Source organism: Curtobacterium sp. BRB10, assembly GCF_031844325.1.
Taxonomy (GTDB): Bacteria; Actinomycetota; Actinomycetes; order Actinomycetales; family Microbacteriaceae; genus Curtobacterium; species Curtobacterium poinsettiae_A.
This window is the reverse complement of sequence record NZ_JAUZVA010000004.1, coordinates 369986-394909: the sequence shown is the minus strand read 5'-3', so window position 1 is coordinate 394909 and position 24924 is coordinate 369986. Positions and strand designations below refer to the sequence as shown.

General features: G+C 71.3%; 23 protein-coding genes and 1 tRNA gene. 6 read left to right on the top strand and 18 right to left on the bottom strand.

Annotated elements, in window-relative coordinates; all coding sequences use genetic code 11:
- Positions 1-259: 259 nt before the first annotated feature.
- Positions 260-1255, bottom strand: a complete 996-nt coding sequence (locus tag Q9R26_RS11275; RefSeq protein WP_311227313.1) for a helix-turn-helix domain-containing protein — start codon at positions 1253-1255, stop codon at positions 260-262.
- A 190-nt stretch (positions 1256-1445) separates the two neighbouring features.
- Here Q9R26_RS11275 and Q9R26_RS11270 point away from each other — a divergent pair, with 190 nt between their 5' ends.
- The gene (locus Q9R26_RS11270) at positions 1446-2504 is read left to right on the top strand and encodes a GAF domain-containing protein (RefSeq protein ID WP_311227312.1); all 1059 of its coding nucleotides are present in this window, start codon (positions 1446-1448) and stop codon (positions 2502-2504) included.
- A gap of 321 nt (positions 2505-2825) precedes the next feature.
- Here Q9R26_RS11270 and Q9R26_RS11265 read toward each other — a convergent pair whose 3' ends face one another.
- The 3 genes from Q9R26_RS11265 to Q9R26_RS11255 are packed head-to-tail and all read right to left on the bottom strand — an operon-like array spanning position 2826 to position 5610.
- On the bottom strand, positions 2826-3956 hold the full coding sequence (locus Q9R26_RS11265) for a zinc-dependent alcohol dehydrogenase (protein ID WP_396136825.1): 1131 nt from the start codon (positions 3954-3956) through the stop codon (positions 2826-2828).
- Positions 3957-3991: 35 nt separating this feature from the next.
- Positions 3992-4456 carry a hypothetical protein gene (locus Q9R26_RS11260; protein WP_182065974.1) on the bottom strand — a complete coding sequence of 155 codons (465 nt, stop codon included), beginning with the start codon at positions 4454-4456 and terminating at the stop codon, positions 3992-3994.
- Between the two features lie 2 nt (positions 4457-4458).
- A complete protein-coding gene (locus Q9R26_RS11255; RefSeq protein WP_311227310.1) occupies positions 4459-5610 on the bottom strand; it encodes a glutathione-independent formaldehyde dehydrogenase in 1152 nt (383 codons plus the stop codon).
- A gap of 228 nt (positions 5611-5838) precedes the next feature.
- Between Q9R26_RS11255 and Q9R26_RS11250 the strand changes: the two genes are divergently transcribed.
- From Q9R26_RS11250 to Q9R26_RS11240, 3 genes are all read left to right on the top strand, one after another.
- Positions 5839-6849 carry a helix-turn-helix transcriptional regulator gene (locus Q9R26_RS11250; protein WP_311227309.1) on the top strand — a complete coding sequence of 337 codons (1011 nt, stop codon included), beginning with the start codon at positions 5839-5841 and terminating at the stop codon, positions 6847-6849.
- Positions 6850-6917: 68 nt separating this feature from the next.
- Entirely contained in the window at positions 6918-7547 is a 630-nt protein-coding gene (locus tag Q9R26_RS11245) for a DUF1345 domain-containing protein (RefSeq protein ID WP_182065971.1), read from the top strand.
- A gap of 373 nt (positions 7548-7920) precedes the next feature.
- Positions 7921-8151: a hypothetical protein gene (locus Q9R26_RS11240; RefSeq protein ID WP_311227308.1), complete on the top strand. Its 231-nt coding sequence runs from the start codon at positions 7921-7923 to the stop codon at positions 8149-8151.
- Positions 8152-8488: 337 nt separating this feature from the next.
- Here Q9R26_RS11240 and Q9R26_RS11235 read toward each other — a convergent pair.
- The 3 genes from Q9R26_RS11235 to Q9R26_RS11225 all read right to left on the bottom strand — a co-directional run bounded on the left by Q9R26_RS11235 (position 8489) and on the right by Q9R26_RS11225 (position 10075).
- Positions 8489-8562 (bottom strand) — tRNA-Pro (locus Q9R26_RS11235).
- Between the two features lie 83 nt (positions 8563-8645).
- Entirely contained in the window at positions 8646-9248 is a 603-nt protein-coding gene (locus Q9R26_RS11230; RefSeq protein ID WP_311227307.1) for a hypothetical protein, read from the bottom strand.
- Positions 9245-10075, bottom strand: a complete 831-nt coding sequence (locus Q9R26_RS11225) for an endonuclease/exonuclease/phosphatase family protein (protein ID WP_311227306.1) — start codon at positions 10073-10075, stop codon at positions 9245-9247. Before Q9R26_RS11225 ends, Q9R26_RS11230 begins: the two co-directional genes overlap by 4 nt.
- A gap of 70 nt (positions 10076-10145) precedes the next feature.
- Between Q9R26_RS11225 and Q9R26_RS11220 the strand changes: the two genes are divergently transcribed.
- Together Q9R26_RS11220 and Q9R26_RS11215 are read left to right on the top strand one after the other, a co-directional pair.
- Entirely contained in the window at positions 10146-11621 is a 1476-nt protein-coding gene (locus Q9R26_RS11220; protein ID WP_311227305.1) for a hypothetical protein, read from the top strand.
- A gap of 57 nt (positions 11622-11678) precedes the next feature.
- Positions 11679-13826 (top strand): RecQ family ATP-dependent DNA helicase, encoded by a 2148-nt coding sequence (locus tag Q9R26_RS11215; RefSeq protein WP_311227304.1) that lies wholly within the window; start codon positions 11679-11681, stop codon positions 13824-13826.
- A 92-nt stretch (positions 13827-13918) separates the two neighbouring features.
- Here Q9R26_RS11215 and Q9R26_RS11210 read toward each other — a convergent pair whose 3' ends face one another.
- From Q9R26_RS11210 to priA, 11 genes are all read right to left on the bottom strand, one after another.
- Entirely contained in the window at positions 13919-14440 is a 522-nt protein-coding gene (locus tag Q9R26_RS11210; RefSeq protein ID WP_182065965.1) for a hypothetical protein, read from the bottom strand.
- A 58-nt stretch (positions 14441-14498) separates the two neighbouring features.
- Complete coding sequence (locus Q9R26_RS11205) at positions 14499-15125, bottom strand: hypothetical protein (RefSeq protein ID WP_311227303.1); 627 nt, start codon at positions 15123-15125, stop codon at positions 14499-14501.
- Between the two features lie 135 nt (positions 15126-15260).
- On the bottom strand, positions 15261-16781 hold the full coding sequence (gene der / locus Q9R26_RS11200) for a ribosome biogenesis GTPase Der (protein ID WP_071405612.1): 1521 nt from the start codon (positions 16779-16781) through the stop codon (positions 15261-15263).
- A gap of 109 nt (positions 16782-16890) precedes the next feature.
- Positions 16891-17586 (bottom strand): (d)CMP kinase, encoded by a 696-nt coding sequence (cmk, locus tag Q9R26_RS11195; protein ID WP_051596569.1) that lies wholly within the window; start codon positions 17584-17586, stop codon positions 16891-16893.
- Positions 17587-17801: 215 nt separating this feature from the next.
- Positions 17802-18914: a prephenate dehydrogenase gene (locus Q9R26_RS11190; protein WP_311227302.1), complete on the bottom strand. Its 1113-nt coding sequence runs from the start codon at positions 18912-18914 to the stop codon at positions 17802-17804.
- 58 nt (positions 18915-18972) lie between these two features.
- Positions 18973-19761, bottom strand: a complete 789-nt coding sequence (locus tag Q9R26_RS11185) for a pseudouridine synthase (protein ID WP_311227347.1) — start codon at positions 19759-19761, stop codon at positions 18973-18975.
- A 1135-nt stretch (positions 19762-20896) separates the two neighbouring features.
- A complete protein-coding gene (scpB, locus tag Q9R26_RS11180) occupies positions 20897-21586 on the bottom strand; it encodes an SMC-Scp complex subunit ScpB (RefSeq protein WP_311227301.1) in 690 nt (229 codons plus the stop codon).
- Positions 21576-22379 (bottom strand): ScpA family protein, encoded by an 804-nt coding sequence (locus tag Q9R26_RS11175; RefSeq protein WP_311227300.1) that lies wholly within the window; start codon positions 22377-22379, stop codon positions 21576-21578. The genes scpB and Q9R26_RS11175 overlap by 11 nt, the downstream gene beginning before the upstream one ends.
- Entirely contained in the window at positions 22363-23238 is an 876-nt protein-coding gene (locus Q9R26_RS11170) for a ParA family protein (protein ID WP_017885900.1), read from the bottom strand. The genes Q9R26_RS11175 and Q9R26_RS11170 overlap by 17 nt, the downstream gene beginning before the upstream one ends.
- Positions 23239-23347: 109 nt before the next feature.
- A complete protein-coding gene (locus tag Q9R26_RS11165) occupies positions 23348-24163 on the bottom strand; it encodes an SseB family protein (protein WP_311227299.1) in 816 nt (271 codons plus the stop codon).
- A gap of 4 nt (positions 24164-24167) precedes the next feature.
- Positions 24168-24914: a bifunctional 1-(5-phosphoribosyl)-5-((5-phosphoribosylamino)methylideneamino)imidazole-4-carboxamide isomerase/phosphoribosylanthranilate isomerase PriA gene (gene priA, locus Q9R26_RS11160; RefSeq protein ID WP_017885902.1), complete on the bottom strand. Its 747-nt coding sequence runs from the start codon at positions 24912-24914 to the stop codon at positions 24168-24170.
- Positions 24915-24924 lie beyond the last annotated feature (10 nt).

The following is a 24924-nucleotide window of genomic DNA, read 5'->3' as shown; positions in this document are numbered from 1 at the left end:
ACCGTCGCACCGCGCCAGCGGGGTGACGGCCGTGCCGGGAGGGACGGTGCCAGCTGGCACCGGGCCTCCCGTCCGTCCGTGGTTGCGCTCCGGATCCCCCATCACGCGTGCGCCGTACGGTCGCGGCGAGCGCGAGGTCAGGTCGGTGCGTGCTGCGGGCGCACGTGAGAGAACAGCGAAAGCAGTCGTCCACGTCACCATCGCCCTCAAGCTGTGGGGGACGTCGGCCAGTGGACCCACGCGTCTGCTCCAGATCGACTCAAGGACGTTTTGTGTGCCGCAGCGTGGCGGATGGCAGCTCGCCGAAGCGTTCCGCGTACGAGCCGGCGAACCGGCTGACGTGCAGGAAGCCCCAGCGGGCGGCGACCTCGGACACAGTGACGCTGCCCGAGGGGGCGATGATGAGGTCCTCACGGGCTCGCTCCAACCGGAGCCGGCGCAGGTACGCCATCGGCGTGGTGTCGAGGGCCCGTCGGAAGGCCTCCTGGAGGCTGCGGACGCTCGTCGAGACGGCGGACGCGAGCTCTCCGACCGTCCACGACCGCGCCGGGTCCTGGCGAAGGAGCTCGACAGCGCGTGAGACCGATCGGGCCCCGGATCCTCCCCGGGGCATGTCGAGCGCGTTCGAGTAGTTGTGCGGCTGCCCGAGCAGCAGGCTGTGCAGGAACACCTGCTCGAGGCTGCGCACCGCGAGTGGATGCGCGAGGAGGCCAGGCGTCCGCCGGGACCCCTCGTCGACGAGCCGGACGGCCTGCGACACGGCCCGGCCACCGTCGGTCGTGAGGTCGAACTGGGGCTCGAACTCGAGCGGCGTCGAGGCCGGTGCGTCCAGCAAGAGCTCCAGCTCGGTCTCCAGATCGCTGCGCGTGATCATGATGGCGACCTGCGCGAACCAGTCGCTGCAGTCGAGCTCGACCGATCGACCCGGCATGAAGACCCCGGCGGTCTGCTCGGTCCCGCGGAACCGCGGTCCCCGGGCGGCGCGCATTGTCGTCTGGGACTGAACGGGGATGTCGAGGTGGTAGTTGACGGGCTCCGCGGTGTGTATCCGGACGGCCTCGCGGAAGCGCATGTAGCCGAAGGTGATCCGACCGGCCGTGAGGGCGTTCAAGTGCATGCGCAGACTCGCGGCGGGTTCGGACGGGGAGATCTCCACCGGGAGGAACACCTCACTGAGCACGGCGGCAGCCTCGTCCGCGGTCGCGCTGGCGGCGACTCGGTGCGAGGCGAACACCTCCGTCGCTGCCCCGGTCATGGCGCGACTCTACCGGCCGCGTCCATGTCCACCGGACACGATCCCGCGCTGAACGACGGTGACTCCGCGCGCAACGGATGGCGTGTGCTCTTCCGCCCTGTCTACGGTCGTGTCCAGCCGGCGCGCACCCGTCGGGCTCCCGGAAACCAGAGCAGTCCAGGAGCAGCCGCGTCGAACAAGGAGGTTGACGATGACCATGCTGGAAGCCCCACGACTGCCCGACCGTTCGTCCGCGCCGCGCATCGTCACCGCGTCGGCGAGCGGCGCGGACTCGGACCGGATCCTCGTGTTCGGAGACGCGGTCTTCGCGCCGGGAGAGCCGCTGCACCGAGCGGCACGGAGGCTGGCGGACGGCCTGGCTGCACGGTCCGGTCGCGGTGTCGACGTCACCGCGGTGCCGTGGTCGAGCTGGTCCGGCCGGACGCTGCTCTCGGCCGGGAGCGGGATCCACGTCGCCAACTACGACGTGGCGGTGGTCTGCCTGTCCGGCAGCGTCGTCCACAGCCGCACGACGAACACGGCGCTCGCCGGAGCCGCCGAAGCAGCGCTCGTCCTGGTCGACCAGCTCCGACCAGAGCTGGCGCCGACCGCGGAGATCGTGCTCGCGCTGGCAGGCAAGGAGGACCAGAGCGCCCTCGTGCACGCACTGCAGCAGGCGCGACGAGACCTGGTCGTGCTCGGCGTGGACACCGACGTGGTCACGTACACCCCACCGCTGTTCCTCGAGGTCACGCATCTGCTGCTCGAACAGCAACGGGCCCGCGCCGGGAGCCCACAGTGGATCCGCTCGACGCCGCAGCCGATCCAGCACCGGTACGACGCCATCCGCCGCCTGGACATCGTCGACGCCCCTGCCGACGCAGCCCTCGACCGGATAGTGCAGCACATGACGGAGCTCTTCCAGACGAGGGGGGCCGCGATCACCTTCCTGCCGGTCGGACGGCAGTGGTCCGCCGCGAGTCTGTGGGTCCCCCGTGGGACCCGAGCGCTGCAGGACTCCTTCTGTCGCTCGACCGTGCTGACGTCAGGGCCGACGGTCATCGAGGACGCCTGGGACAGGAACCGCCCACAGGTCGCGCGGCGGGGACGGATCCGCTTCTACGCGGGCCATCCGCTGGAGGACCTGGACGGGACGAGGGTCGGGGCGGTCTGCGTGTTCGACCCTTCCCCACGCGGGGAGGACGCCGTGGAGCTCGACCTCCTGCGCGACTTCGCGGTCCTGGCACGCAACGCCCTGTACCGGCGCTGAGACCTCCACCAGGTTCGGGTCTGGTGGAGCATGCCGCGCCGCACGGCGCGGGGTGCAAGCTCAGACGGGAGGGACGGGATCGGGTACCCCCGCCCCTCCCGTCTGAGCAATCGACTGACGACCAGAAGTCGGCCTCGGCAGGATCGTCTCGACGTCGACGTCGGAGCCGCCCTTCTCGGGTCAGCACCCAAGATCGAGCCTGCTTCGAGCCTGCTTCGAGTCAGCGGGCCGTCGTCATCGCAGCGACGACGTGCGCCTGCGCGAGGGGATCGGTCTCCCCATCGACTGGGACCGATCACGAGCAAGGCGGTTCGAGGTCGGTCAAGGCTGGAAGACCGCCCGCACACACCCACCGGTCTTCTCCTTGAACATGGCGTACCCCGTCGGTCCGTCGTCGAGCGGCATCACGTGCGTCGCGAGGTGCTCGGTGACGATCTCGCCGCGGGCCATCCGCTCCAGGAGCATCGGGATGTACCGCTGTCCGTGCTGCTGCGCGGACCGGATCGTGAGGCCCTTGTTCATCACCGCCCCCAGGGGGAACTTGTCGACGAAGCCCCCGAACACTCCGAGGACGAAGAGGCTCCCGCCCTTGCGCGCGGCGAAGATCGCCTCACGGACGGCGGTGGGTCTGTCGGTCTGCAGTCGCAGCTGCTGCTTCAGCTGGTCGTACGCGAAGTCGGGTCCGTCGTGGTGTGCCTCCATCCCGACCGCCTCGATGCACACGTCGGGGCCACGGCCGCCCGTGAGTTCGCGGAGCTCCGCCGTCACCTCGCTGGTCTCGTAGTTCATGGTCTCCGCGCCGATGACCTGCTCGACCTGCGTCAGCCGCTCTTGGAAGCGGTCGATCACGATCACCCGTTCGGCGCCGAGCAGCAGCGAGGCACGCGCCGCCATCTGGCCGACCCCACCCGCGCCCCACACAGCGACGACGTCGCCCGGCCGGACACCGCCGAGGTCCGCGCCCATCCATCCGGTCGGGGCGGCATCGGAGGCGAAGAGCGCCCGCTCGTCGCTGACCCCCTCGGGAACGGCAAAGGCGCCCTGGTCGGCGTACGGCACACGGATGTACTCGGCGTGGCTACCGGCCCAGCCGCCCAACGCGTGGGAGTAGCCGTAGCAGCCGCCGGGTGCCTGACCCCAGAGCATCTCGGGGATGCCGGCGTTCGGGTTGCCGTTGTCGCAGAGCGAGTAGAGCTCGTTCCGGCAGTACCAGCACTTCCCGCAGCTGATGAACGAGCAGACGACGACGCGATCTCCGACCTTGTGCTTGGTGACGGCTGATCCGACTTCGACGACCTCGCCGATGAACTCGTGACCGAGCACGTCGCCTGCTCGCATGGTCGGGACGTACCCGCCGAGGAGGTGGAGGTCGGACCCGCAGGTCGTGCTCAACGTCACCTTGATGATGGCGTCCTGAGCGTTGAGGATCTCCGGATCGTCGACGTTCTCCACAGAGAGTTCGTTGACTCCGGTCCAGCACAGGGCCTTCACAGCACACCCTCGCCCTTCGCATCGTCTTCTGCCGTGTCGACCGCAGCGCCCAGCAGGGTGCGCGGGCGTTTTCCGTGCGGTCTCGGTGTCGCACGGAGGATCTCGCCGGTCTCGAAGACCTGCTTCGCATCGCGCAGCGCTGCACGCAACGCAGCGTTCGGGTCGCCGTCGACGTCGACGTCGACCCCCTTGCGGACTCGGGCGTGGACCTCGAAGCCCTCGACTCCGGGAGCCGGGTCGATCCGGATCTCGAGCGATCCCGCCAGACGCTGCAACGGTTCGGGGTATCCATCGCGCGCGAAGTCAGAGGCGTCGCCGAGGACGGTGACAGCTTTCCACCCTTCGGGGTGTGCGCCGTCGCCGTCCGACTCGCGCTCCTTCTTGACGAGGGAGCGTGCGACGAGGCCCGCCGCGACACCTGCGACGCCGAGTCCGACTGCGGCAGCCGCTCTCCCAGCCATGATCAGCCCGCCTTCCCCGGCTTGAGGACGACCTTGGTCCACCCGTCGTCGCGGCTGTCGAAGTGCTCGTACGCCTCGGGTGCCTGGTCGAGTGGCAGCTCGTGGCTGACGATGAACGACGGCGTTGCCTTGCCCGCGGCGATGAGGTCCCGGAGCCGGCGGTTGTACTTCTTGACCGGTGCCTGTCCGGTGCCCATGGTCTGGCCCTTGAACCAGTGCAGTCCCATGTCGAAGGCGATCTGCCCCTGCTTCGCGAGTTCGCCGGGGCCGCCGGGGTCCTGCGGCACGAAGACACCGACGGTGCCGATCCGGCCGGTGAACCGCACGGACTGGACGAGGCGGTTGAGCGTGAGGTTCGGCTGCTCGTCCCCGCTGGGGTCGTGCGCCTGGTAGCCGACGCATTCGCAGCCGTTGTCGGCGCCGAGACCCATGGTCTGCTCCAGGACGGCTTGCACCGGATCCACCTTCGAGTCGTCGATCGCGATCGCACCGATGGATTCCGCCAGCCGGAGTCGGTCCGGATGCCGATCGACGACCATGACCTTGCTCGCTCCGCGGATGGTGGCCGACAGGGCGGCCATCAGGCCGACCGGGCCGGCGCCGTAGATGACGGTCTGGTCTCCCGGTTGCACTCCTGCCATCTCGGTGGCGTGGTAGCCGGTCGGGAAGATGTCGGCGAGCATCACGTAGTCGGCTGACTTCTCCTCGGCGTCCTCTCCCAGTCGGAGGCAGTTGAAGTCGCCCCATGGCACCCGCAGCAGCTCGGCCTGGCCGCCCGCCCATGGCCCCATGTCGGCGAACCCGTAGGCAGCACCGGCCCACTCCGGGACGGGTTGCGCGGTGAGGCAGTAGTTGGTCAGCCCCCGCTCGCAGTTCTTGCAGTGCCCGCACGCCACGTTGAACGGCAGGACGACGTGGTCCCCGATCTTGACCTTGTCGACGCCGTCGCCGACCTCGATCACCTCGCCCATGTTCTCGTGCCCGAACCAGCGCCCGGTCTCGAAGCTGGTGCGCCCCTCGTACATGTGGAGGTCGGATCCGCAGATGTTGGTCGTGGTGACGCGCACCAGCACGTCGGTGGGGTGCTCGATGCGCGCATCCGGGACGTCCTGCACCGTGACCTTGTGCGGCCCCTCGTAGACAACGGCTTTCATGTTCGTCTCCTCCCGTGCGGAACGTGCCCTGGCGTGCGCCGCGAGCCGGTCAGCCACGCGACACCCCCATGGCACGCCCCCCGGAGCGGGAGCACCATCGGCAGACATGCCCATACGCGTTAACGCGGTTTGGACCCGTGTGCCGCATCACCGTGCTACACCGGCGACAGACGGGTTTCGGACAACTCCTTCGATGCCCGCTGCCGATGATCGTGAGGTGGTCGAACCGTGACACGCACTGCTCCACTGCGGTTCACCGAGATCGCAGCGCGCCCGGGTCCCGTTCGCGATCGGGCCCAGGCTCTGCTGGACGAACTGCACCACCACATCCCCTTCGACGGTGCATGGATGGCGCTGGCAGAGCGGGGTGGCACGGGGTACAGCGCGATCGCGAGCACGGACCTCGACGAGTCCAGCGTCCGCTATCTGAGCGGTCCCGAGATGGCGCGCGACATCGAAAGGACCGGTGCCGATCGCGCGCGGCCTCCCACCAGCTTGTCCGATCTGCCCTACTCGTCCGCAGACCTGCAGACCTGGGCGGAGTGCCTCCTCCCCGCGGGGTTCCACGAAGCATTGTCCGTCGCGCTGTTCGAGGACGGAGGTCGGCACGTGGGTTTCATGACAGTGCTGTTCCGGAGCGCGGCTCCGCCGTCGCAGACGCTTCGCCGACGACTCGCTCGACTCATGCCGAATCTCGCATCGGCTATCGACCCGGTCCGATCGCTGGCAGCATCGGCAGCCTTCGTCAGCGGAGCCGGGTCCGGTGTGGTGCTGCTTCCCGGGTACGGGGTCGCCCGCATTCCGGGCCTGTCCGATGACGCGCTCCTCGCCACCGATTCCGCACTCATCACCGCGGCCAGGGACGCCATCGACGAGGGGCACAGCTACGCCACGTTCCTGTGGCCGCGTGGGAGCCGGCAGTCGCCGGACGGTTACATGCGGGCGACGGTGCTGGCCTGCGAGCGAGATCTCATCGCGGTGGCCTGCGGGGTCGTCATGCTCTCACCCGCGGGGCACCTGAGAGGCCTGACGCCGCGGGAACTCGAGGTGCTGGGCCACGTCATCGACGGATGCTCCAATCTGGAGATCGCCCGGGCGCTGGCGATCGCACCCCGCACGGTCGCTGCGCACCTGGAGCACATCCTGGCCAAGCTGGACGCCACGTCGCGCACGCTCGCCGCCGTGCGCGCCGAGCGCGCCGGTCTCTACCTCCCCCTCTCGCAAGCCCGGCCCAGGTGAGGGCCGCGCGTTGGCATCGAAGCGCATGCGCGACAGAACGAAGGACCACCATTTCGGAAGGAAGAGTCATGTCCCACCTTTCCATGAAGGCAGGCGTTGCCGTGATCATCGGCGGAGCGGTCGCGGCGATCGCCGCGCTCCTCGGCGTCCCCGATCTCTCACCGCTGTTGGGCTGGGCCATCGCATCAGGAGTGTTCCTCTTCTGGGCGTGGTCCGAGGCCTGGCCGGCCGATCCCGAACGGACCAGATCCCTCGCCCGCCACGAGGAGCGATCGCGGAAGCTGGTCGACGTGCTCGTCATCGCCGCCACGTTCCTCAGCCTCGTCCTCGTGATCTTCGCGCTCATCCGCAGCCAGCAGAAGGACCCCGTCGGGTCCGCGGCCGCGATCCTGGCGGTCGTCGGCGTCGTGGCGGCATGGGCGGTCATGAACACCGTGTACGCCTTCAAGTACGCGCGCATGTACTACATCGACGACCGCCACCGTTTCGACTTCGACCAGGACGAGGACCCGTCCTACAGTGACTTCGCCTACACGGCCTTCTCGATCGGGATGGCCTACAACGCGGGCAACATCACCCAGTCATCCACTCCGTCCCGCAGGGTCGCCCTGGGCCACGCGCTGCTGTCCTACTTCTTCGGAACCTTCGTCGTCGCAGTCGCCATCAACTTGATCACCGGCCTCGCCCAGGGAGGGTGAGAACGAAGACGATCGTGCCCACCAGTGGAACGGACAAGCGGGTCTACTCGACCCGAGATCGAGCTCGCATGCTCACCTTCGACGCCATCCAACGGGCTTGACGAGAAGTGACGGAGTGGCGGCGTCCGATAGGTGATGGGCTACCGGTCGATGCGTGCGAACCGATCGCGGACCAACGCGGCGGTGACTTCGGGTTGCTCGAGGTGCAGGTTGTGTCCGGCGGCGTCCAGGACGACGAAGGTTCCTCTTGGGTAGTGGTCCCGGAGTGCGACCCCGTCGTCGTACCCGAGGACGTCGTCCTGCCGACCGAAGAGGTGCAGCGCCGGCGCGGTGAACGGCTCGGGTGGCGTTCCTCCGGGACTGCCTCCAGTGCGTGGTCGGCGGCGATGCGGTCCATCACCGCGACGTCGGAGCCGCGAAGACCGGGCAGCACATCTCGCTCGAACGCTGCGAACGCGGCCGTGTCCTGGATGACGCTGACCTCCTCGAACGCTTCTCGCGCGTCACCGGCCGCTTCGAGGACGGACGGGTCGGCGTGCAGCACCGTTCGCTCGACGACGGCACGGTCTGCGTGTGCCGAATGCACGACACCCGCGAGGGCTGACGATGTGGACGCTCGCGAGCAACCGTGCTCCGGAGGGCCGAAACCGTCCTCGTGCGACCCCGGACCCAACTCCCGGTGCGCCTCGTCGATGACGACGAGCCGAACCGGACAGCCGGTTAGAGGTCCGCCACCGGCGTCCGTTAGCCGGGCCCGTCCCGGAACGCTGTGTCCGACTCCACCGGGCCGCAACGGTCAGATGACTCGTGTCGCACACAGGTGGTCCGCTGAACGTCGCAGTGAGGCAGCCCTGTACGCACGACCCAACGACAGCCACGGGAACGAAGAAGCCCACCGATATCCTCGGTGGGCATCCGTCGTGGTGTCCGACACGCTTCGGTCGGGCTGACAGGATTTGAACCTGCGACCCCTTGACCCCCAGTCAAGTGCGCTACCAAGCTGCGCCACAGCCCGCGAGTTCCGGAGAACTCAGGATCCCGGAGGATCCTCGCCCGCGTCCGACCGGAGCGCGAGCGACCGGTCCAGCATAGCGGACGTCAGACCCCCTCCGTGCCACGGCGAGTCGGCTGCACCACCTCGCGCCGCGCCCCCAACCACGGCAACCCGAGCCCGACGAGCAACCCGCCGGACCCGTCCGCCGCCAGGTCCCCGATCGTGTCGTCGTACCCGACGAAGATCTTCGAGTCGACGAAGTTGTGCCCGAGCCACTCCCCCATCTCCCAGACCGCCCCGACCGCGAGTCCCGCACACAGCGCGAGCACCGCGACGACCACCCGGCGCTCGGCGTGCGGCGCCGGCACAGCACGCAGGTCGGCACCGATGACGTAGAGCACCGCCGCGAGCAGCCCCGTCAGCACGACGTGCATGAACTTGTCCCACAGGAAAACCGTCGTGTACCACTCGAGCACGCTCGACCACCCGGCGAGGAGCACGAGCACGCACACCGCCACGTCGAACGCCGGCCGCAGCCCGAGCATCCGCGGTACCACGACCCCGAGCAGCGCCAGCGCCATGACCGGGAACGCCGTTCCGCCCCACCCGACGCTCGCCACGACGACGCTCACGAGCGTCACGGCCCGCACCACGTCGGCCACCAGGAACCGCGGCCGCAGGAACGTCGGTCCGAGCGTGGCGATCACGACGCCCACCGCACGACCGCGTGCACGGCGGCGTGGTCGGACGGCCACACGCCGCCTGGCCGCCGCACGTCGACCGCGACGCGGTCCACCTCCGCCTCAGCGGTCACGAGCACCCCGTCGATCCGCCGGCCACCGACGCGCGGACTCCCGTAGTGCGGGTACGTCCCGTAGGGCTCACCCACCTGCCTGGAGGCCCGCCCCCAGCTGTCCTCGACCCCCGCCTCCGCCAGGGCTCGCCATGGTGCGGAACCGGCGGGGCTGTTCCAGTCGGCCATGACCACGGCGGGCAGGCCGCGCTGCCGGACGATCCGGCCGAGCAGTTCGGCGGAGCGGAGTCGGGCCCACGGCGAGGCGACGTCGAGGTGGGTGGCGATCGCCAGGAACCGGACGCCGGTCGCGCGGTCGTCGGCGACGGCTCCGACGGCGTGCCGGGGGAAGGACGTGGCCCACGACCGCGAGCCGGGGCGGTGGGGTGCGCGGGAGAGCGCCCAGGTGCGGCGCTCGACGACGTCGACGCGGGAGCGGTCGAGGAACAGGCCGACCTGTTCGCCACCGCCGCGCGCTCCCCGTCCGGCCAGGACGGGCTCCCAACCCGACCCCAGGCCGACGGTGAGGTCGTCCGCCTGCGTGGGCAGGGCCTCCTGGACGGCGAGGACGGTGGGCGCTTCGGACGTGACGAGCGCGAGCACGGCGTCGCGGCGACGCTCCCAGGCGTCCGGGTGGGTCGGCTGTCGCGGCACGCGGCGACGCACGTTGAACGTCATGCAGTGCACCTCGGGCGACCGGACGGGTCCGATGAGCGGGCGGTCGTCGGGGTGGTGGAGCATGCCTCCCTTCTACGAGACGACACCCGTCGGATTCCCAGGGACCTCTCCGCCTGGCTCGTATGGTGGCCCGATGCGTTCTCGTTCCACCCCTCGTTTCCTGGTCGCGATCGCGGTCTCCGGCCTGCTGCTCGGAGCCGCCGGGTGCACGTCGAGCGAATCGGACACGAGCCGCCCGACCCTCGCGAAGGCCTCGGCCGACACCGTCACGGTGGCCGACGCCTCGGAGGCGGCAGCTCGGTCCATCCGGGTCAGCAAGGCCCTGTTCGCGAGTGCTCCCGGCGCGGTCGTCGCCCGGGCCGGGGACACCGACGGGATCCGCGATGCAGCGAAGGCTGCGGCGAGCGCCCACGTCCCGGTGCTGTTGACCGCAAAGAACACGAGCGCTGCCGTCGCCCGCGAGCTCGACCGGCTCGGTGCCGACTGGTACCAGGCCGAGGGCGACGTGTCGGTCGACACGGACGTCGAACAGCGGCAGGCGCCGGACGGCGGTGACGCGCCGGAGCCGACCCGGGCCTCCCGGCAGGCGACCGTGGTGGTGGCGGACGCGAGTGCGGACGCTGCTGCCGTGGCGACGGCGAAGGCCGCCGGCGCGAAGGTCGTCACCATGCCGGAGGGCGTGACCGATCCGGCTGCCGCACCCGACGTGGTGACGGCGCTGCACGAGTGGGCGGAGCACCCGACCGTCCTGGTCGGCGCGGCGTTCGACGCCCTGCCGGATCCGGAGTGGACGGTCCGAGCTGCCGAGGGCGGGTTCCAGCTGCGGAACGGCGGGCAGCGGCCGTTCGACGGGCACCGGTACGTCGCGCTGTACGGGGCTCCCGGGGCGCCGGCGCTGGGTGTGCTCGGCGAGCAGGGGCCGAAGGAGACCGTGCAGCGGGCCGAGCAGGTCGCGAAGCCGTACCGGGCCGAGTCCGACGAGCTCGTGACGCCCGCGATGGAGGTCATCGCGACCGTCGCCGCCGGGGACGCCGGCGCCGACGGCGACTACTCGACCGAGTTGCCGGTGTCGACGCTCGAGCCCTACGTCGAGGCCGCGCACGAGGCGGACATGCCGGTGATCATCGACCTGCAGCCGGGGCGGTCGGACTTCCTGTCGCAGGCTAAGCAGTACGAGTCACTGCTGAAGAAGCCCGGCGTCTGGCTGGCGCTCGACCCGGAGTGGCGGCTGACGAAGGACCAGGTGCCCCTCGAGCAGATCGGCAGCGTGTCGGCGTCCGAGGTGAACGAGGTGTCCTCGTGGCTGGCCTCGCTCGTGCGCGAGGAAGGGCTGCCGCCGAAGGCCCTGGTACTGCACCAGTTCCGGCTGTCGATGATCCAGGACCGTGGCGCGCTCGAGACCCACCCGGAACTCGACATGCTCGTGCACGTCGACGGGCAGGGGTCGCAGCCGGACAAGCAGGCGACCTGGAAGGCACTGCACCAGGGCGCGCCGGAGGGGCTGCACTGGGGCTGGAAGAACTTCTACGACGAGGACACGCCCATGCTGACGCCGTCGCAGACAATGCAGGACGTGACGCCGACGCCGTCGTTGGTCACGTACCAGTAGTCCACAGACTGGAGGCGCGACCTGCGTTTCGTCGGTCGGTGCTGACAGCATGGGGGCATGGACACCCCCACCGCCGCTCCGTCTGTCGTCTCGCCATCTGCGGACATCGCCGCCGAGGCACAGCAGGCGCTCGCTGCGCTCACGGGGCGCCCCGACGCGGTGTTCCACCCCGGCCAGCTCGAGGCGATCTCCGCGCTGGTCGAGCACCGGCAGCGCGCCCTGGTCGTGCAGCGCACCGGGTGGGGCAAGTCGGCGGTGTACTTCCTGGCGACGCTGCTGCTGCGCCGACGCGGGGGCGGCCCGACGGTGCTGGTGTCGCCGCTGCTCGCCCTGATGCGCGACCAGGTCGCCGCCGCCGCGCGGGCCGGGGTCCGCGCGGTGTCGATCAACTCCGCGAACGCCCACGAGTGGGGCGAGACCCAGGCGGCACTCGCCCGTGACGAGGTCGACGTGCTCCTCGTCTCCCCCGAGCGGCTGAACAACCCGAAGTTCCGCGACGAGCAGATGCCGACCCTGATCGCCCGGATGGGGATGCTCGTGGTCGACGAAGCGCACTGCATCTCGGACTGGGGCCACGACTTCCGGCCGGACTACCGCCGACTGGCCGAGCTCATCCGGTCACTTCCTCACGGCGTCCCCGTCCTGGCCACCACCGCGACGGCGAACGAGCGCGTGGTCGAGGACGTCGCCGAACAGCTCACCGCCGGCCCGGCCGACCCGGTGTTCACGATCCGCGGGTCCCTGGCCCGCAAGTCCCTGCGCCTCGGCGTGCTGACCCTGCCCGATGCCCGGCAGCGGCTCGGGTGGCTCCTCGCGCACCTCGGCGACCTGCCCGGCAGCGGCATCATCTACACGCTCACCGTCTCGGCGGCCGAGGACATCGCCCGGCTGCTGCGCGACAACGGGTACGCCGTCCGTGCCTACACGGGGCGCACCGACACCGGCGAGCGCGAACAGCTCGAACAGCAGCTCAAGGGCAACGAGCTGAAGGCCCTGGTCGCCACGAGTGCGCTCGGCATGGGGTTCGACAAGCCCGACCTCGGGTTCGTCGTGCACGTCGGGGCTCCATCGTCGCCCGTCGCCTACTACCAGCAGATCGGTCGTGCCGGTCGTGCGACCGACAACGCCGACGTCCTGCTCCTGCCCGGGCGGGAGGACCGCGAGATCTGGCAGTACTTCGCCAGCGCCTCGATGCCGACCGAGGCCCGCGCCGCCGCCGTGCTCGGCGCCCTGTCCACCGACACCGCGATGTCGACCGTGGCGCTCGAGGGCCTGGTCGACATCAAGCGTTCCACCCTCGAACTCCTGCTCAAGGTGCTCGACGTCGACGGCGCCGTCCGACGCGTCACCGGTGGCTGGGTGTCGACCGGGCAGCCGTGGGAGTACGACGCGCCCCGGTACGAGCGGGTCGCCGCGGCCCGCGCTGCCGAGGCCGCATCGATGCTCGACTACGAGTCGACCTCGGCCTGCCGCATGCAGCTGCTGCAGCAGGACCTCGACGACCCCTCGGCAGAGCCCTGCGGCCGGTGCGACAACTGCGCCGGTGCCTGGTTCCCGACCGCCGTGTCCGACACCGACTCGTCCGGAGCCGCGGCCGCGCTCGACAAGGTCGGCGTCGAGATCGCCCCGCGTGCCCAGTGGCCCTCGGGGATGTCGTCGCTCGGGGTCTCGGTGCGGGGCAAGATCGGCCCGGACGAGCTCGTGCAACCCGGTCGTGCGGTGGCGCGTCTGACCGACCTCGGCTGGGGCGGCCCCCTGCGTGCGCTGTTCTCGCCGTCCATCCCCGATGCCCCGATCTCGCGCGAACTCGTCGACGGTTGCGTCCGGGCGCTCAAGGACTGGCCGTGGGAGACCCGGCCGACCGGCATCGTGGCGATGTCGTCGCGGTCACGGCCCGAGCTCGTGGGCTCCCTCGCCCAGGCGCTGTCCACGATCGGGCGGCTGCAGTTCCTCGGCACGCTCGGCCGCGCCGGCGGGGCCCCTCGTGGCGACGGTGCGACGAACAGCGCGTACCGGTTGTCCGGCGTGTGGGACACCTTCGTGGTCGATCCGTCGCTCGCCGCCGCCCTGCAGGCGCACGAGGGCCCGGTGCTGCTCGTGGACGACCTGGTGGACAGCCGGTGGACGATGACCGTGGCGGGGCGGGAACTCCGGCGGGCCGGCGCGTCCGCCGTGCTGCCGTTCGCCCTGGCCACGGTCGCGTAGGCCGGGTCGCATCGACCTCGCACCACTCCTGCGACAGTCCACGTGTCGATCGACGCGTGGTTTGTCACAGATCCGGGCCGACCGCGCGAGCGCTACCGCCGCGCGGGCTTCGGGAACGTGGTCCGCATGTGGTCGCTGGTCAGCACGTCGCCGATGCCGACCATGAGCACCGAGAACAGGATCTGCTCGATGACCATCCAGAACGGGTAGAGCCCGGGGATCGCCGCGACGATCAGCGTCACGATCGGGAAGATCCGGCTGAACAACCGCAGCCGCTGGTACGCCCAGTAGTACCCGAGCTGTGCCCGCCAGGCGAACACGTAGAGCGTCAGGGTGATGAGCAGCACCACGGTGGACCGGAACCACACCGCCCACGACAGGGTGTCCCCCGCGCGGGTCAGCAGCACGGCGACCACGATGGCGGTGAGGCCGACGACGGTCTCCGCGACGAGCAGCCACCGGATCCACCGGAACGAGCGGACGGTGTCGGGGTGTTCGAGCATGTCCTCGCGGATCACGTACCCGGACTGCCGACCTCCGGCCAACCGGTCGAGCCGCAGGCGGCACCACACGCGGTCGGCGAGCACACCGAGTCCGTCGTTCTGCTGCGTCACCAGTACATCGTGCCCCATCCCGAGGCCGGCAGCGGACGTGGCCCCGGGCGGGGACGGCTCAGTCCGACGGGACGAGTGCCGCGCCACCCAGCACGGTGCCGGTGTCGGCGTCGAGCAGGACCAGGGAGCGGACCTCGTCGGGCAGTGACCACGGATCGCTGAGCACGACGGTCAGCCCCTGTTCGACCCCGGCGGCCTGGAACAGGTCGTAGGACTCGCCAGCGGGCGTCCACACCGGCTTCGCGCCGCCGCGCACCGTCCCCGCGGACAGTACGACGTCGACCGGGCCGTCCCCGCCGGTCTCCAGGTGGTCGATCTCCACGGCGAGGGTCTCGTCGCCCGTGTTCCCCGCGATCCGCACGTGCCCCGAGGCCGCAGCCCCGATGCCGACAATGTCACCGGAGACCGGCGGGACGCGGCGCCACCACGGTTCGATGGGCGAACCGTCGACCGGACGGACGGGTTGGGGCTCGATCGGTTCCTCGAGGCCGTTGGACGGCGGCAGTCGGACGTCGGGCGACTGCGCCGGCTCGGAGGGCACGGGGTCGGCACGGGTGACCGAGTCGCCGTCGTCCGGTGCGTGCGCGATCGTCCACAGGGACACCGAGCCCACGACGACCACACCGACGACGACGCCCACCAGGGCGGACCGACGTCGGTCCGCTGCCCACGGCCCGGTACGCACGTCCCCATGATGCCGCACCGGCGCGCCGGACCGCCCGCGGGCCTCCAGGCCGAACGCCGACCAGCGATGACCGGGCCCCCGGACGCAGAACGCGCCCCGACGGATCGGGGCGCGTTCTGCGTGACGGGGGTGGGCTCAGCGCTTCCGGCGCTCGCGCACCCGCATGTTGACGTTGATCGGCGTGCCGGAGAAGCCCCAGACCTCGCGGAGACGACGCGTGATGAAGCGTCGGTACTGCGGGTCGAGGAACGCCGACGTGAAGAGCACGAAGGTCGGCGGCTGGCTCGACGCCTGGGTCCCGAACAGGATGCGGGGCTGCTTGCCGCCGCGCACGGGGTGGGGGTGTTCCTGCACGAGCTCGGCGATGAAGGCATTGACCTTGCCGGTCGGGATGCGGGTGTCCCACGACTCGAGGGCGGTCTCGAGCGCCGGCACGAGCTTCTCGAGGTGACGGCCGGTGCGGGCCGAGATGTTCACGCGCGGGGCCCAGGCGACGTGCGCCAGGTCCTGCTCGATCTCGCGCTCCAGGTACCGGCGTCGCTCGTCGTCGAGCAGGTCCCACTTGTTGTAGGCCAGCACGAGGGCACGGCCCGACTCGAGGACGAGGTCGATGATGCGGAGGTCCTGCACGGACACCGGCTCGGTGACGTCGAGGACGACGACGGCGACCTCGGCCTTCTCGAGCGCGGCGGTGGTGCGGAGCGAGGCGTAGAAGTCGGCGCCCTGCTGCATGTGCACGCGCTTCCGGATGCCGGCGGTGTCGACGAAGCGCCACACCTTGCCGCCGAGCTCGATCTGCTCGTCCACCGGGTCGCGGGTGGTGCCGGCGATGTCGTTCACGACGACCCGCTCTTCACCGGCGGCCTTGTTGAGCAGTGAGCTCTTGCCGACGTTCGGGCGGCCGAGGATGGCCACGCGGCGGGGGCCGCCGACCTCCTGCTTGGCGACGGCCGAGGTGTCGGGCAGCGTCTTGATGATCAGGTCGAGCAGGTCCGCGACGCCACGGCCGTGCAGGGCCGACACCGGGTGCGGCTCGCCGAGCCCCAGGTTCCAGAGTTCGTAGGCGTCGAGTTCACGGCGCTCGTCGTCGGCCTTGTTCGCGACGACGATGACGGGGCGGTCGGTGCCGCGGAGCATCTTGACGACGTGCTCGTCGGTGGCGGTGATCCCGACCGTGACGTCCACGACGAACAGCACGGCGTCGGCGAGGTCGATGGCGACCTCGGCCTGCGCGGCGACGGAGGCGTTGATGCCCTCGGCGCCGGGCTCCCAGCCGCCGGTGTCGACGAGCGTGAAGCGCTTGTCGTTCCAGTCCGCCTTGTAGCTGACACGGTCGCGGGTGACGCCGGGGACGTCCTGCACGACGGCCTCACGACGACCGAGGATGCGGTTCACGAGCGCGGACTTGCCGACGTTCGGGCGGCCGACGATCGCGAGCACCGGGTAGGCGGGCAGGTAGTGGACGCCGTCCTCGCCGACCTGACCGGCCTCGAGCAGGGCGAGGTCTTCGTCCTCGAGGTCGTACTCCTCGAGTCCGGCGCGGAGCGCGGTCGCGCGCTGCTCGGCCTCGGCCTCGTCGAGTCCGGCGAGCCGCTCGCCGAGGGCGTCGTCGTACCGGGGGAAGTCGTCGTTGTCCGGGTTGTCCAGCTGAGCCATCTTGGGTTCCTCGCGAGCGGCCGGGGCCGCGGTGTCGGTGGCCGTTGCCGGCCGGGGCCGGGGGTCCGGCCGTGGGGTGACCAGGCGGCCGAGGCCGTCCGGTCGTGCGTCAGTGCGTGGCCGCGCGGGCCAGGTCGACGACCGCCTGCACGGTCTGGTCGAAGTCGAGGTCGGTGGAATCGAGCGTCGTGACGCCGTCGGCGGCGTTCATGAAGTCGACGACCTTCGCGTCCGCCGCGTCGCGACGAGCGAGTGCTGCGGAGGTCTCGGCGGCCGACTGGGTCGTGACCTCTGCCGAGCGTCGGGCCATTCTAACGGACTCGTCGGCCGTCAGCAGGATCCGGACCTCGGCATCGGGTGCGACGACCGTGGTGATGTCCCGGCCCTCGGTGATGATGCCCGGGGCGTCGGTCTTCCGCATGACGTTCCGGAACAGCTGGACCAGGCGCTTCCGGACGTCCGGGAGCTTCGCGATGTGGGCGACCGCGCCGGTGACGTCGGGCGTGCGGATCGCCTCGGTCACGTCGGTCTCCCCCACCTTGACGTAGTAGTCGTCGGGGTCGGTGCCGATGGCGTAGTCGAAGGTGTCCCAGCTCGCCAGGATCGCCGCGGCGTCGTCGAGGTCGACCCGCTGCTGCAACGCGTGCCACGCGAGTGCGCGGTAGGCGGCGCCGGTGTCCTGGTAGCCGTAGCCCAGGGCGCGGGCGGCCGCGCGGGAGACGCTCGACTTGCCGCTGCCCGCGGGGCCGTCGACCGCGATGACGATCTTCGCGACGTAGGCGCCGTCGGCCAGGCCGGACGGCATCGGGGCGCTGGTCGAACCGGGCTCCCCGCCGGGCTCACCGAGGCCGCCGGCCGGACCGCCGAGCGGACCGCCGTCGCCGCCGGAGCCGTCACCCGGGCCACCGAGCGGGCCGCCGGCGCCGCCGGTACCAGGCGCGGGCAGGCCCGAGTCGGGCCCGTCGGTTCCACCGGCCGGAGCGCGTCCACTCGTCACGCCGGAGTCGTTCGTGTCGTCGTTCAGGCCCATGCTGCTGCGATCCTCCATCCGCGCCCCTCGAGTTCCTCGACGAGTCGCTGTTCCTGCTCGGGCAGCACCGACACCTCGACGATGCCGATCTGTGCGCCCGGTGAGTGCTCGAGGCGCATGTCCTCGAGGTTGATGCCGATCTCCCCGATGAACGTCAGGAGCGCGGCGATCTGCCCGGGGGTGTCGTCGACCAGGACGACCACCTGGGCGAAGCGCTTGGTGGTGCCGTGCTTGCCGGGGAGCCGTTCGACCCCGCGGTTGCCGTCGGCGATGGTCTCGGCGATGGTGCGCGGCGACCCGGCACCGTCCGGGTCGCCGAGCGCGTCGATCACGCGGGACAGGTCGTCGCGCAGGTCGGTGAGCACCGGCCGGATGTGCCCGGCGTTCGCCCCGATGATCTGCACCCAGAGCCCGGGGTCGCTCGCCGCGATCCGGGTGACGTCGCGCACGCCGCCACCGGCCAGGCCGAGCGACCCGTCGGGTGCGTCCCGCAGGCGCGAGGCCATGAGGGTCGACACGAGCTGCGGCGCGTGCGAGACGTAGGCCACGGCGAGGTCGTGCGACTCGGGGTCCATCGGCACGACGGTCGCGCCGACGTCGAGCGCGAGGTCCTCGACCACCGCGGCACGCTGGTACGTGATGCCGTCGTGGTCGGCGATCACCCAGGGGCGACCGACGAACAGGTCGGCGCGTGCGGCGGTCGGACCGCTGCGCTCGCGTCCGGCCATCGGGTGCGACCCGATGTAGCGGGAGACGTCGGCCCCGGCCGCCACCAGGGCGGCGAGCGGCCCGGACTTCACGCTGGCGACGTCGGTCACCACGGCGTCGGGGTGGGCGGCGAGCTCACGTTCGACCACCGTCGCGACGACGTCCGGCGGCACCGCGACGACGACGAGCTCCGGCTGGTCGCCGACAGCCGGTCGACGCCCGGCGCCGTAGTCCACGGCGAGCGCCAGCGTGGCTGGCGAGACGTCGTCGAGGACGACGTCCACACCCTTCTCGCGCAGGGCCAGGCCGATCGAGGCGCCGAGCAGGCCGGCACCGACGACCCGGACCGGGCCGCGCAGACGGCGGTCGATGTCGGTCGGGGTCAGGTCGGTCACCGGGCAAGCCTACCGATCGAGGCTCGGGCATCGGTCGATGCCCGAGCCTCGGGTTCGGTCAGTCCGCCGACTCGTCCTCGTACTCGTCGTCGTCCTGGTCGAACGCGACGTCACGGTCGTCACGAGCGGACGGCTTCGCGTCACGGACGGTGCTGAGCAGCTTGCCGACCTCGACCGTGCCGAGCTCGCGCATCTTGCCCGGCGGCAGGCTGCCCAGGTGCAGCGGTCCGAACGACCGGCGGACGAGTTCGAGGACCGGGTGGTCGACCGCCTCGAGCATGCGACGGACGATGCGGTTGCGGCCGGAGTGCAGCGTGATCTCGACGAGCGACTCACCCCGCGAGGACTCGAGCAACCGCACCTTGTCGGCCTTGATCGGGCCGTCCTCGAGCTCGACGCCCTCGGTCAGGCGCTGCACCACGGCGGGGTTCACGTTGCCGTGGACCTTCGCGATGTAGGTCTTCTGCACGCCGAACGACGGGTGCGCCAGCACGTGTGCCAGGTCGCCGTCGTTCGTCAGGACGAGCAGCCCGGAGGTCTCGGCGTCGAGACGGCCGACGTTGAACAGGCGCTCCTCGTAGCGGTCCACGAACTCGGTCAGGTCGCGGCGACCACGCTCGTCCTGCAGGCTCGAGACGACGCCGGTCGGCTTGTTCAGCACGATGTAGCGCCGCGACGAGTCGATCTGCACGGGCACGCCGTCGACGCTGATCGCGTCCTTCTCGGGGTCGACGCGACGCCCGAGGGCGTCCACGACCTCGCCGTTGACCGTCACACGGCCCTCGACGATCAGGTTCTCCGCGACCCGGCGGGATGCCACGCCGGCAGCGGCGATCACCTTCTGCAGGCGCTCGCCCTCTGCCTGGAGGCCCGGCTCGGCCCCGGCAGGCGCCGTTCCGTCCGCCGCGTCCCAGTCCTCGATGATCGGCCGTTCGGGCGTGCCCTCGGCCGGGTTGCCCCGGTCGTCGCGCTGCCCGCTCGGCTTCGGCGTGGTGCGGTCGCTGTTGCGGACGCTCGTGGTGCCGCCGACGTAGCGGCGGCCGTTGTGCCAGACGCGGCTCTGCTGGCCGTCGGGGCTGCGGCGGTCGTCACGGCCGCGGTCGTCGCGCCGGTCGCCGCGGGGAGCGGAGCCGCCGCGGTCGTCGCGACCCCGGTAGCCACCACGGTCATCGCGCGGAGCCGAAGCACCACGGTCGTCACGGCCCCGGTACCCACCGCGGTCGTCGCGCGGAGCGGAGTTGCCTCGGTAGCCACCACGGTCGCCGCCACCGGATCGGTCATCGCGCGGAGCCGAAGCACCACGGTCGTCACGGCCCCGGTACCCACCGCGGTCGTCGCGCGGTGCGGAGCTCCCGCGGTCGTCACGACCCCGGTACCCACCACGGTCATCACGCGGAGCCGAGCTCCCCCGGTACCCGCCGCGGTCGTCACGCGGAGCGGAGCTCCCCCGGTACCCGCCGCGGTCGTCACGCGGAGCGGAGCTCCCGCGGTAGCCGCCGCGGTCGCCACCACCGGCACGGTCGTCCCGGCCGCGGTACCCACCACGGTCGTCGCGCGGAGCGGATCCACCACGGTCGTCGCGGCCGCGGTACCCACCACGGTCGTCACGGGGAGCGGAGCTCCCACGGTACCCACCACGGTCGTCACGGGGAGCGGAGCTCCCACGGTACCCACCACGGTCGCCACCACCGGCACGGTCGTCCCGGCCTCGGTAGCCACCACGGTCGTCACGCGGAGCCGAAGCCCCGCGGTACCCACCACGGTCGCCGCCGCGGTCGCCGCGCGACGGGTACCCGCCACGACGGTCGTCGTCACGCGGCGGGCGTGCGCCCCCGCGGTCGTCGCGACCGTACCCGCCGGAGCGGCCACCGGCACTGGAACCGGCCCCGCCGCGTCCGCCGGCCGGGCGGCCGGAGCGATCCGGGCCTCCCGAGCGTCCGTTGCGGTCGTCTCGGTCTCGGGGCGCGCCGCGCCCCCGGTCGTCAAACCCTGCCATCGGGGATCCCTTCGTTCTGCTCGAAGCCGTCCGCACCGTCGTCCAGGAGGGGCGAGATGAGCGGCAGCTCGTCGAGCGAGTTGATGCCGAGCTGCTGCAGGAGCAGGTCGGACGTGACGTAGTTGATGGCGCCGGTCTCGGCGTCGGTGAACGACTCCTCGATGAGGCCGCGTGCCACCAGGGTCCGGACGACGCCGTCGACGTTGACGGCGCGGATCGCAGCGATCTGCGAGCGGGTGATCGGCTGCTTGTAGGCGACGACCGCCAGGGTCTCGAGCGCGGCCTGCGACAGCCGCGAGGGGCGCTCGGCCTCGACGAACTGCTCGACCACGGGGTCCAGGTCGGCGCGGACGTAGAAGCGCCAGCCGCCACCGACCTCACGCAGTTCGAAGCCGCGGCGGATCGTGCCCTCGACGCCGTCGAAGTCCGCGACCAGGCGTTCGATCGCCTGGCGGACGGCGGGGACGGGTGACCCGACGGCAGCGCCGAGGGCGACGAGTGACTGCGGCTGGTCGGCGATCATCAAGATCGCCTCGAGCTGACGGTCGATGGGGATGGAGGGGTGGGCCGCGGACGCGGCGCGTTCGTGGATCTCGCGTTCGATGGCACGGGCGTCGGCCATCTCGTCGGCGCCGCCGGGTTCGGCGCTGGACGTGTCGTGCGCGTCATCCGTCATAGTCGGCTCCCAGGTTCGCGAGGCTCTCGTCGGACCAGTCCTCGGCGGTCCACCGCAGTGTCAGCTCCCCGAGCGGCTCGAGCTGCTCGAACGAGATCGACGCGTTCCGGTACAGCTCGAGGATCGCGAGGAAGCGAGCCACCACGATACCCGTCTGGTCGACGCCCGCGACCAGTTCGCGGAACGAGACCCCTGCACCGTTGCGGGTGCGGAGGATCGAGACGACGATCGCGGCCTGCTCCCGGATGCTGATGAGCGGGGCGTGCAGGTGGTCGAGGCCGACGGTCGGGATCTCCCGTGGGGCGAAGGCCAGCGCGGCCAGTGCGGCGAAGTCCTGCACCGACAGGGTCCAGACGAGCTCCGGCGTCCGCGCGCGGAACCGCTCCTCGAGCCGGACGCTGCGGCTGTGCCGGCGCGACTCGACGCCCCAGCGCTCCCCGAACCAGTCGGCGGCCTGCTTGAACGCCCGGTACTGCAGCAGTCGGGCGAACAGCAGGTCCCGGGCCTCGAGCAGGGCCACGTCCTCGGCGTCCACGAGCTCACCCTGGGGCAGCAGCCCGACGATCTTCAGGTCGAGCAGGGTCGCCGCGACGACCAGGAACTCGCTGGCCTCGTCGAGTTCGTCGGCGGACTCGGCCTGCCGGACGTACTGGATGAACTCCCCCGTCACGGCACCGAGCGACACCTCGGTGATGTCGAGCTCGTGCTTCGTGATGAGCGACAGCAGGAGGTCGAACGGTCCGTCGAAGTTGGCGAGCCGGACCCGGAACCCCGCGTCAGGCGACGGCGCCACGCTGGACGAGCTCTCGTGCGAGCTGCCGGTAGGCGTGGGCGGCAGGGTGGTCCGGCGCGGTCTGCGTGATCGGGCGAGCGGACACCGTGGCGTCCGGGAACTTCACGGTGCGGCCGATGACGGTGTCGAGCACGCGGTCGTCGAAGGTGTCGACGACCCGCTCCATGACCTCGCGGGAGTGCAGCGTGCGCGAGTCGTACATGGTCGCCAGGATGCCGTCGAGCTTGAGCGCCGGGTTGAGGCGGTCGCGCACCTTGTCGATCGTCTCGATGAGCAGGGCGACACCGCGCAGCGCGAAGAACTCGCACTCAAGCGGGATGAGGACGCCGTGCGCCGCAGTCAGGGCGTTCACGGTCAGCAGGCCGAGCGACGGCTGGCAGTCGACCAGGATCACGTCGTAGTCGTTCGCGACCTTGCGCAGCACGCTCGCCAGGATCTGCTCACGGGCGACCTCGTTGACCAGGTGCACCTCGGCCGCGGACAGGTCGATGTTCGCCGGGATGACGTCGAGGCCGGGGGTGTTCGTCGGCTGGATGACCTGGTTCGGGTCCTTCACGGCACCCATCAGCAGGTCGTACACGGTGTGGATGTCGTGCGTCCGGACACCGAGGCCCGCGGACAGCGCACCCTGCGGATCGAAGTCGACGGCGAGGACCTTGCGGCCGTACTCCGCGAGCGCCGCGCCCAGGTTGATGGCGGTCGTGGTCTTGCCGACGCCGCCCTTCTGGTTGCAGAGCGCGATGATGCGGGCGGGTCCGGTGCTGTCGAGCTCCTCGGGCACGGGGAAGTCCCGGACGGGACGCCCCGTCGGACCGTGGGTGGTCGCGCCGGTGGGGTTGGTCGTCGGGTTCGGGCTCACCCCGTCATCGTACCGGCGACCTCGGGCTAAACCGGGTCGCACCGCCGCGCGGGCGCGCTGCTGGGTGACGGTCTGGCCGCTGCCGCTGCTGCGGCGTTGCTGCTGCTCGTCAGGCAGCGCGCAGGGCGACGCGCATGCTGTCGACCCGCTCGGCGATCACGGGGTCGGTCGACCACCGCTGCTGCAGCCGGCCGACGAGCTCGCCGACCTGCTCGCGGTCGAGCCCCGGGTGCAACGCCAGGCCCACCGTCAGCTCCGGCCCGGCGAACCGGCCGACCGGGTCGCCCGGAGCGAGTTCGACGCGGGCGACGCTGGGCTCCCCCTCGACCGAGGCGGCGAAGGCGCGGGCCACCTCGGGGTCCTCGAAGCACGGGGTCCACGGCAGGTCCTGCCCGAGCGCCCACACCGCCGGACGACGCAGCACGAACTCGGTGGGCGACTTCGGGTCGAGCACGACGAGCTGGGTGTCCTCGCTCGCCGCAGCCATCGCCACACGGCGGGACTCCACCGGCACCGGGCGCGCATCCGGGTCCCACGCGTGCATGGCGTCGACCGAGGTGAACGCCGGCATCACGCTGCGACCGTCCGGACCAGCGACCGTCACGATCGAGAGTTCCTGGGTCTTGTCGACGAGCTTGCCCTCGTCGGTCTCCCCCACGTCACCGGCCTCGGCGATGAGCGGGATGAGCAGGCGCGCGGTGCGGAGGGACTCGACGATCGTCGCCTGGGACGCACCGCCGGCGAGCGAGCCGATCGCTGCGACCACCGCGGGATCGGCGAGTCCGTCGTCATCGGCGAACGCGGTGTCGTGGTGGTCGAACGTGCGACCTGCCCACGAGAAGCCCGCCGAGTCCGCCGCCCCACCGGGGGTGTGCGCGTCGTCGGCGTCCGGCCCGGTGCCGCGGCCGTTCGAGATGCCCGCCACGGCGTTACTCCGAGGCGATGTCGAGTGCGGCCGGCAGCGTGAACGCCCCGGAGTACAGCGCCTTGCCGATGATCGCGCCCTCGAGCCCGTACGGCACGAGTTCGCGGAGCGCACGGAGGTCGTCGAGCGTCGAGATCCCGCCCGAGGCCACCACGGGCTGGTCGGTCCGGTCGCACACCTGGCGGAGCAGCTCGACGTTCGGCCCCTGCAGCGTGCCGTCCTTCGTGACGTCGGTCACCACGTAGCGGGCGCACCCGGCGGCTTCCAGCCGGTCGAGCACCTCCCACAGGTCACCGGCGTCCTCGGTCCAGCCGCGGCTCGACAGCGTCGTCCCGCGGACGTCCAGCCCGACGGCGATCTGCTCGCCGTACTCACCGATCACCCGCGCTGCCCAGTCGGGGTTCTCGAGCGCCGCGGTGCCGAGGTTCACGCGCGCCGCCCCGGTCGCCAGTGCCGCTTCGAGCGAGGCATCGTCGCGGATGCCGCCGGACAGCTCGACGGAGACGCCCTCGACCTCGCGGACGGCGTGCGCGATGACCCGGCGGTTGTCGCCACGGCCGAAGGCTGCGTCCAGGTCGACGAGGTGGATCCACTCGGCACCCTGGTCACGCCAGGTCCGGGCAGCGGCGACGGGGTCGCCGTAGCCGGTCTCGCTCCCCGCCTCGCCCTGGGTGAGTCGCACGGCCTGTCCGTCGACGACGTCGACGGCCGGCAGCAGGACGAGGGGCGGGGTGTCGGTGAGGTCGGTCATGGTCCTGTCG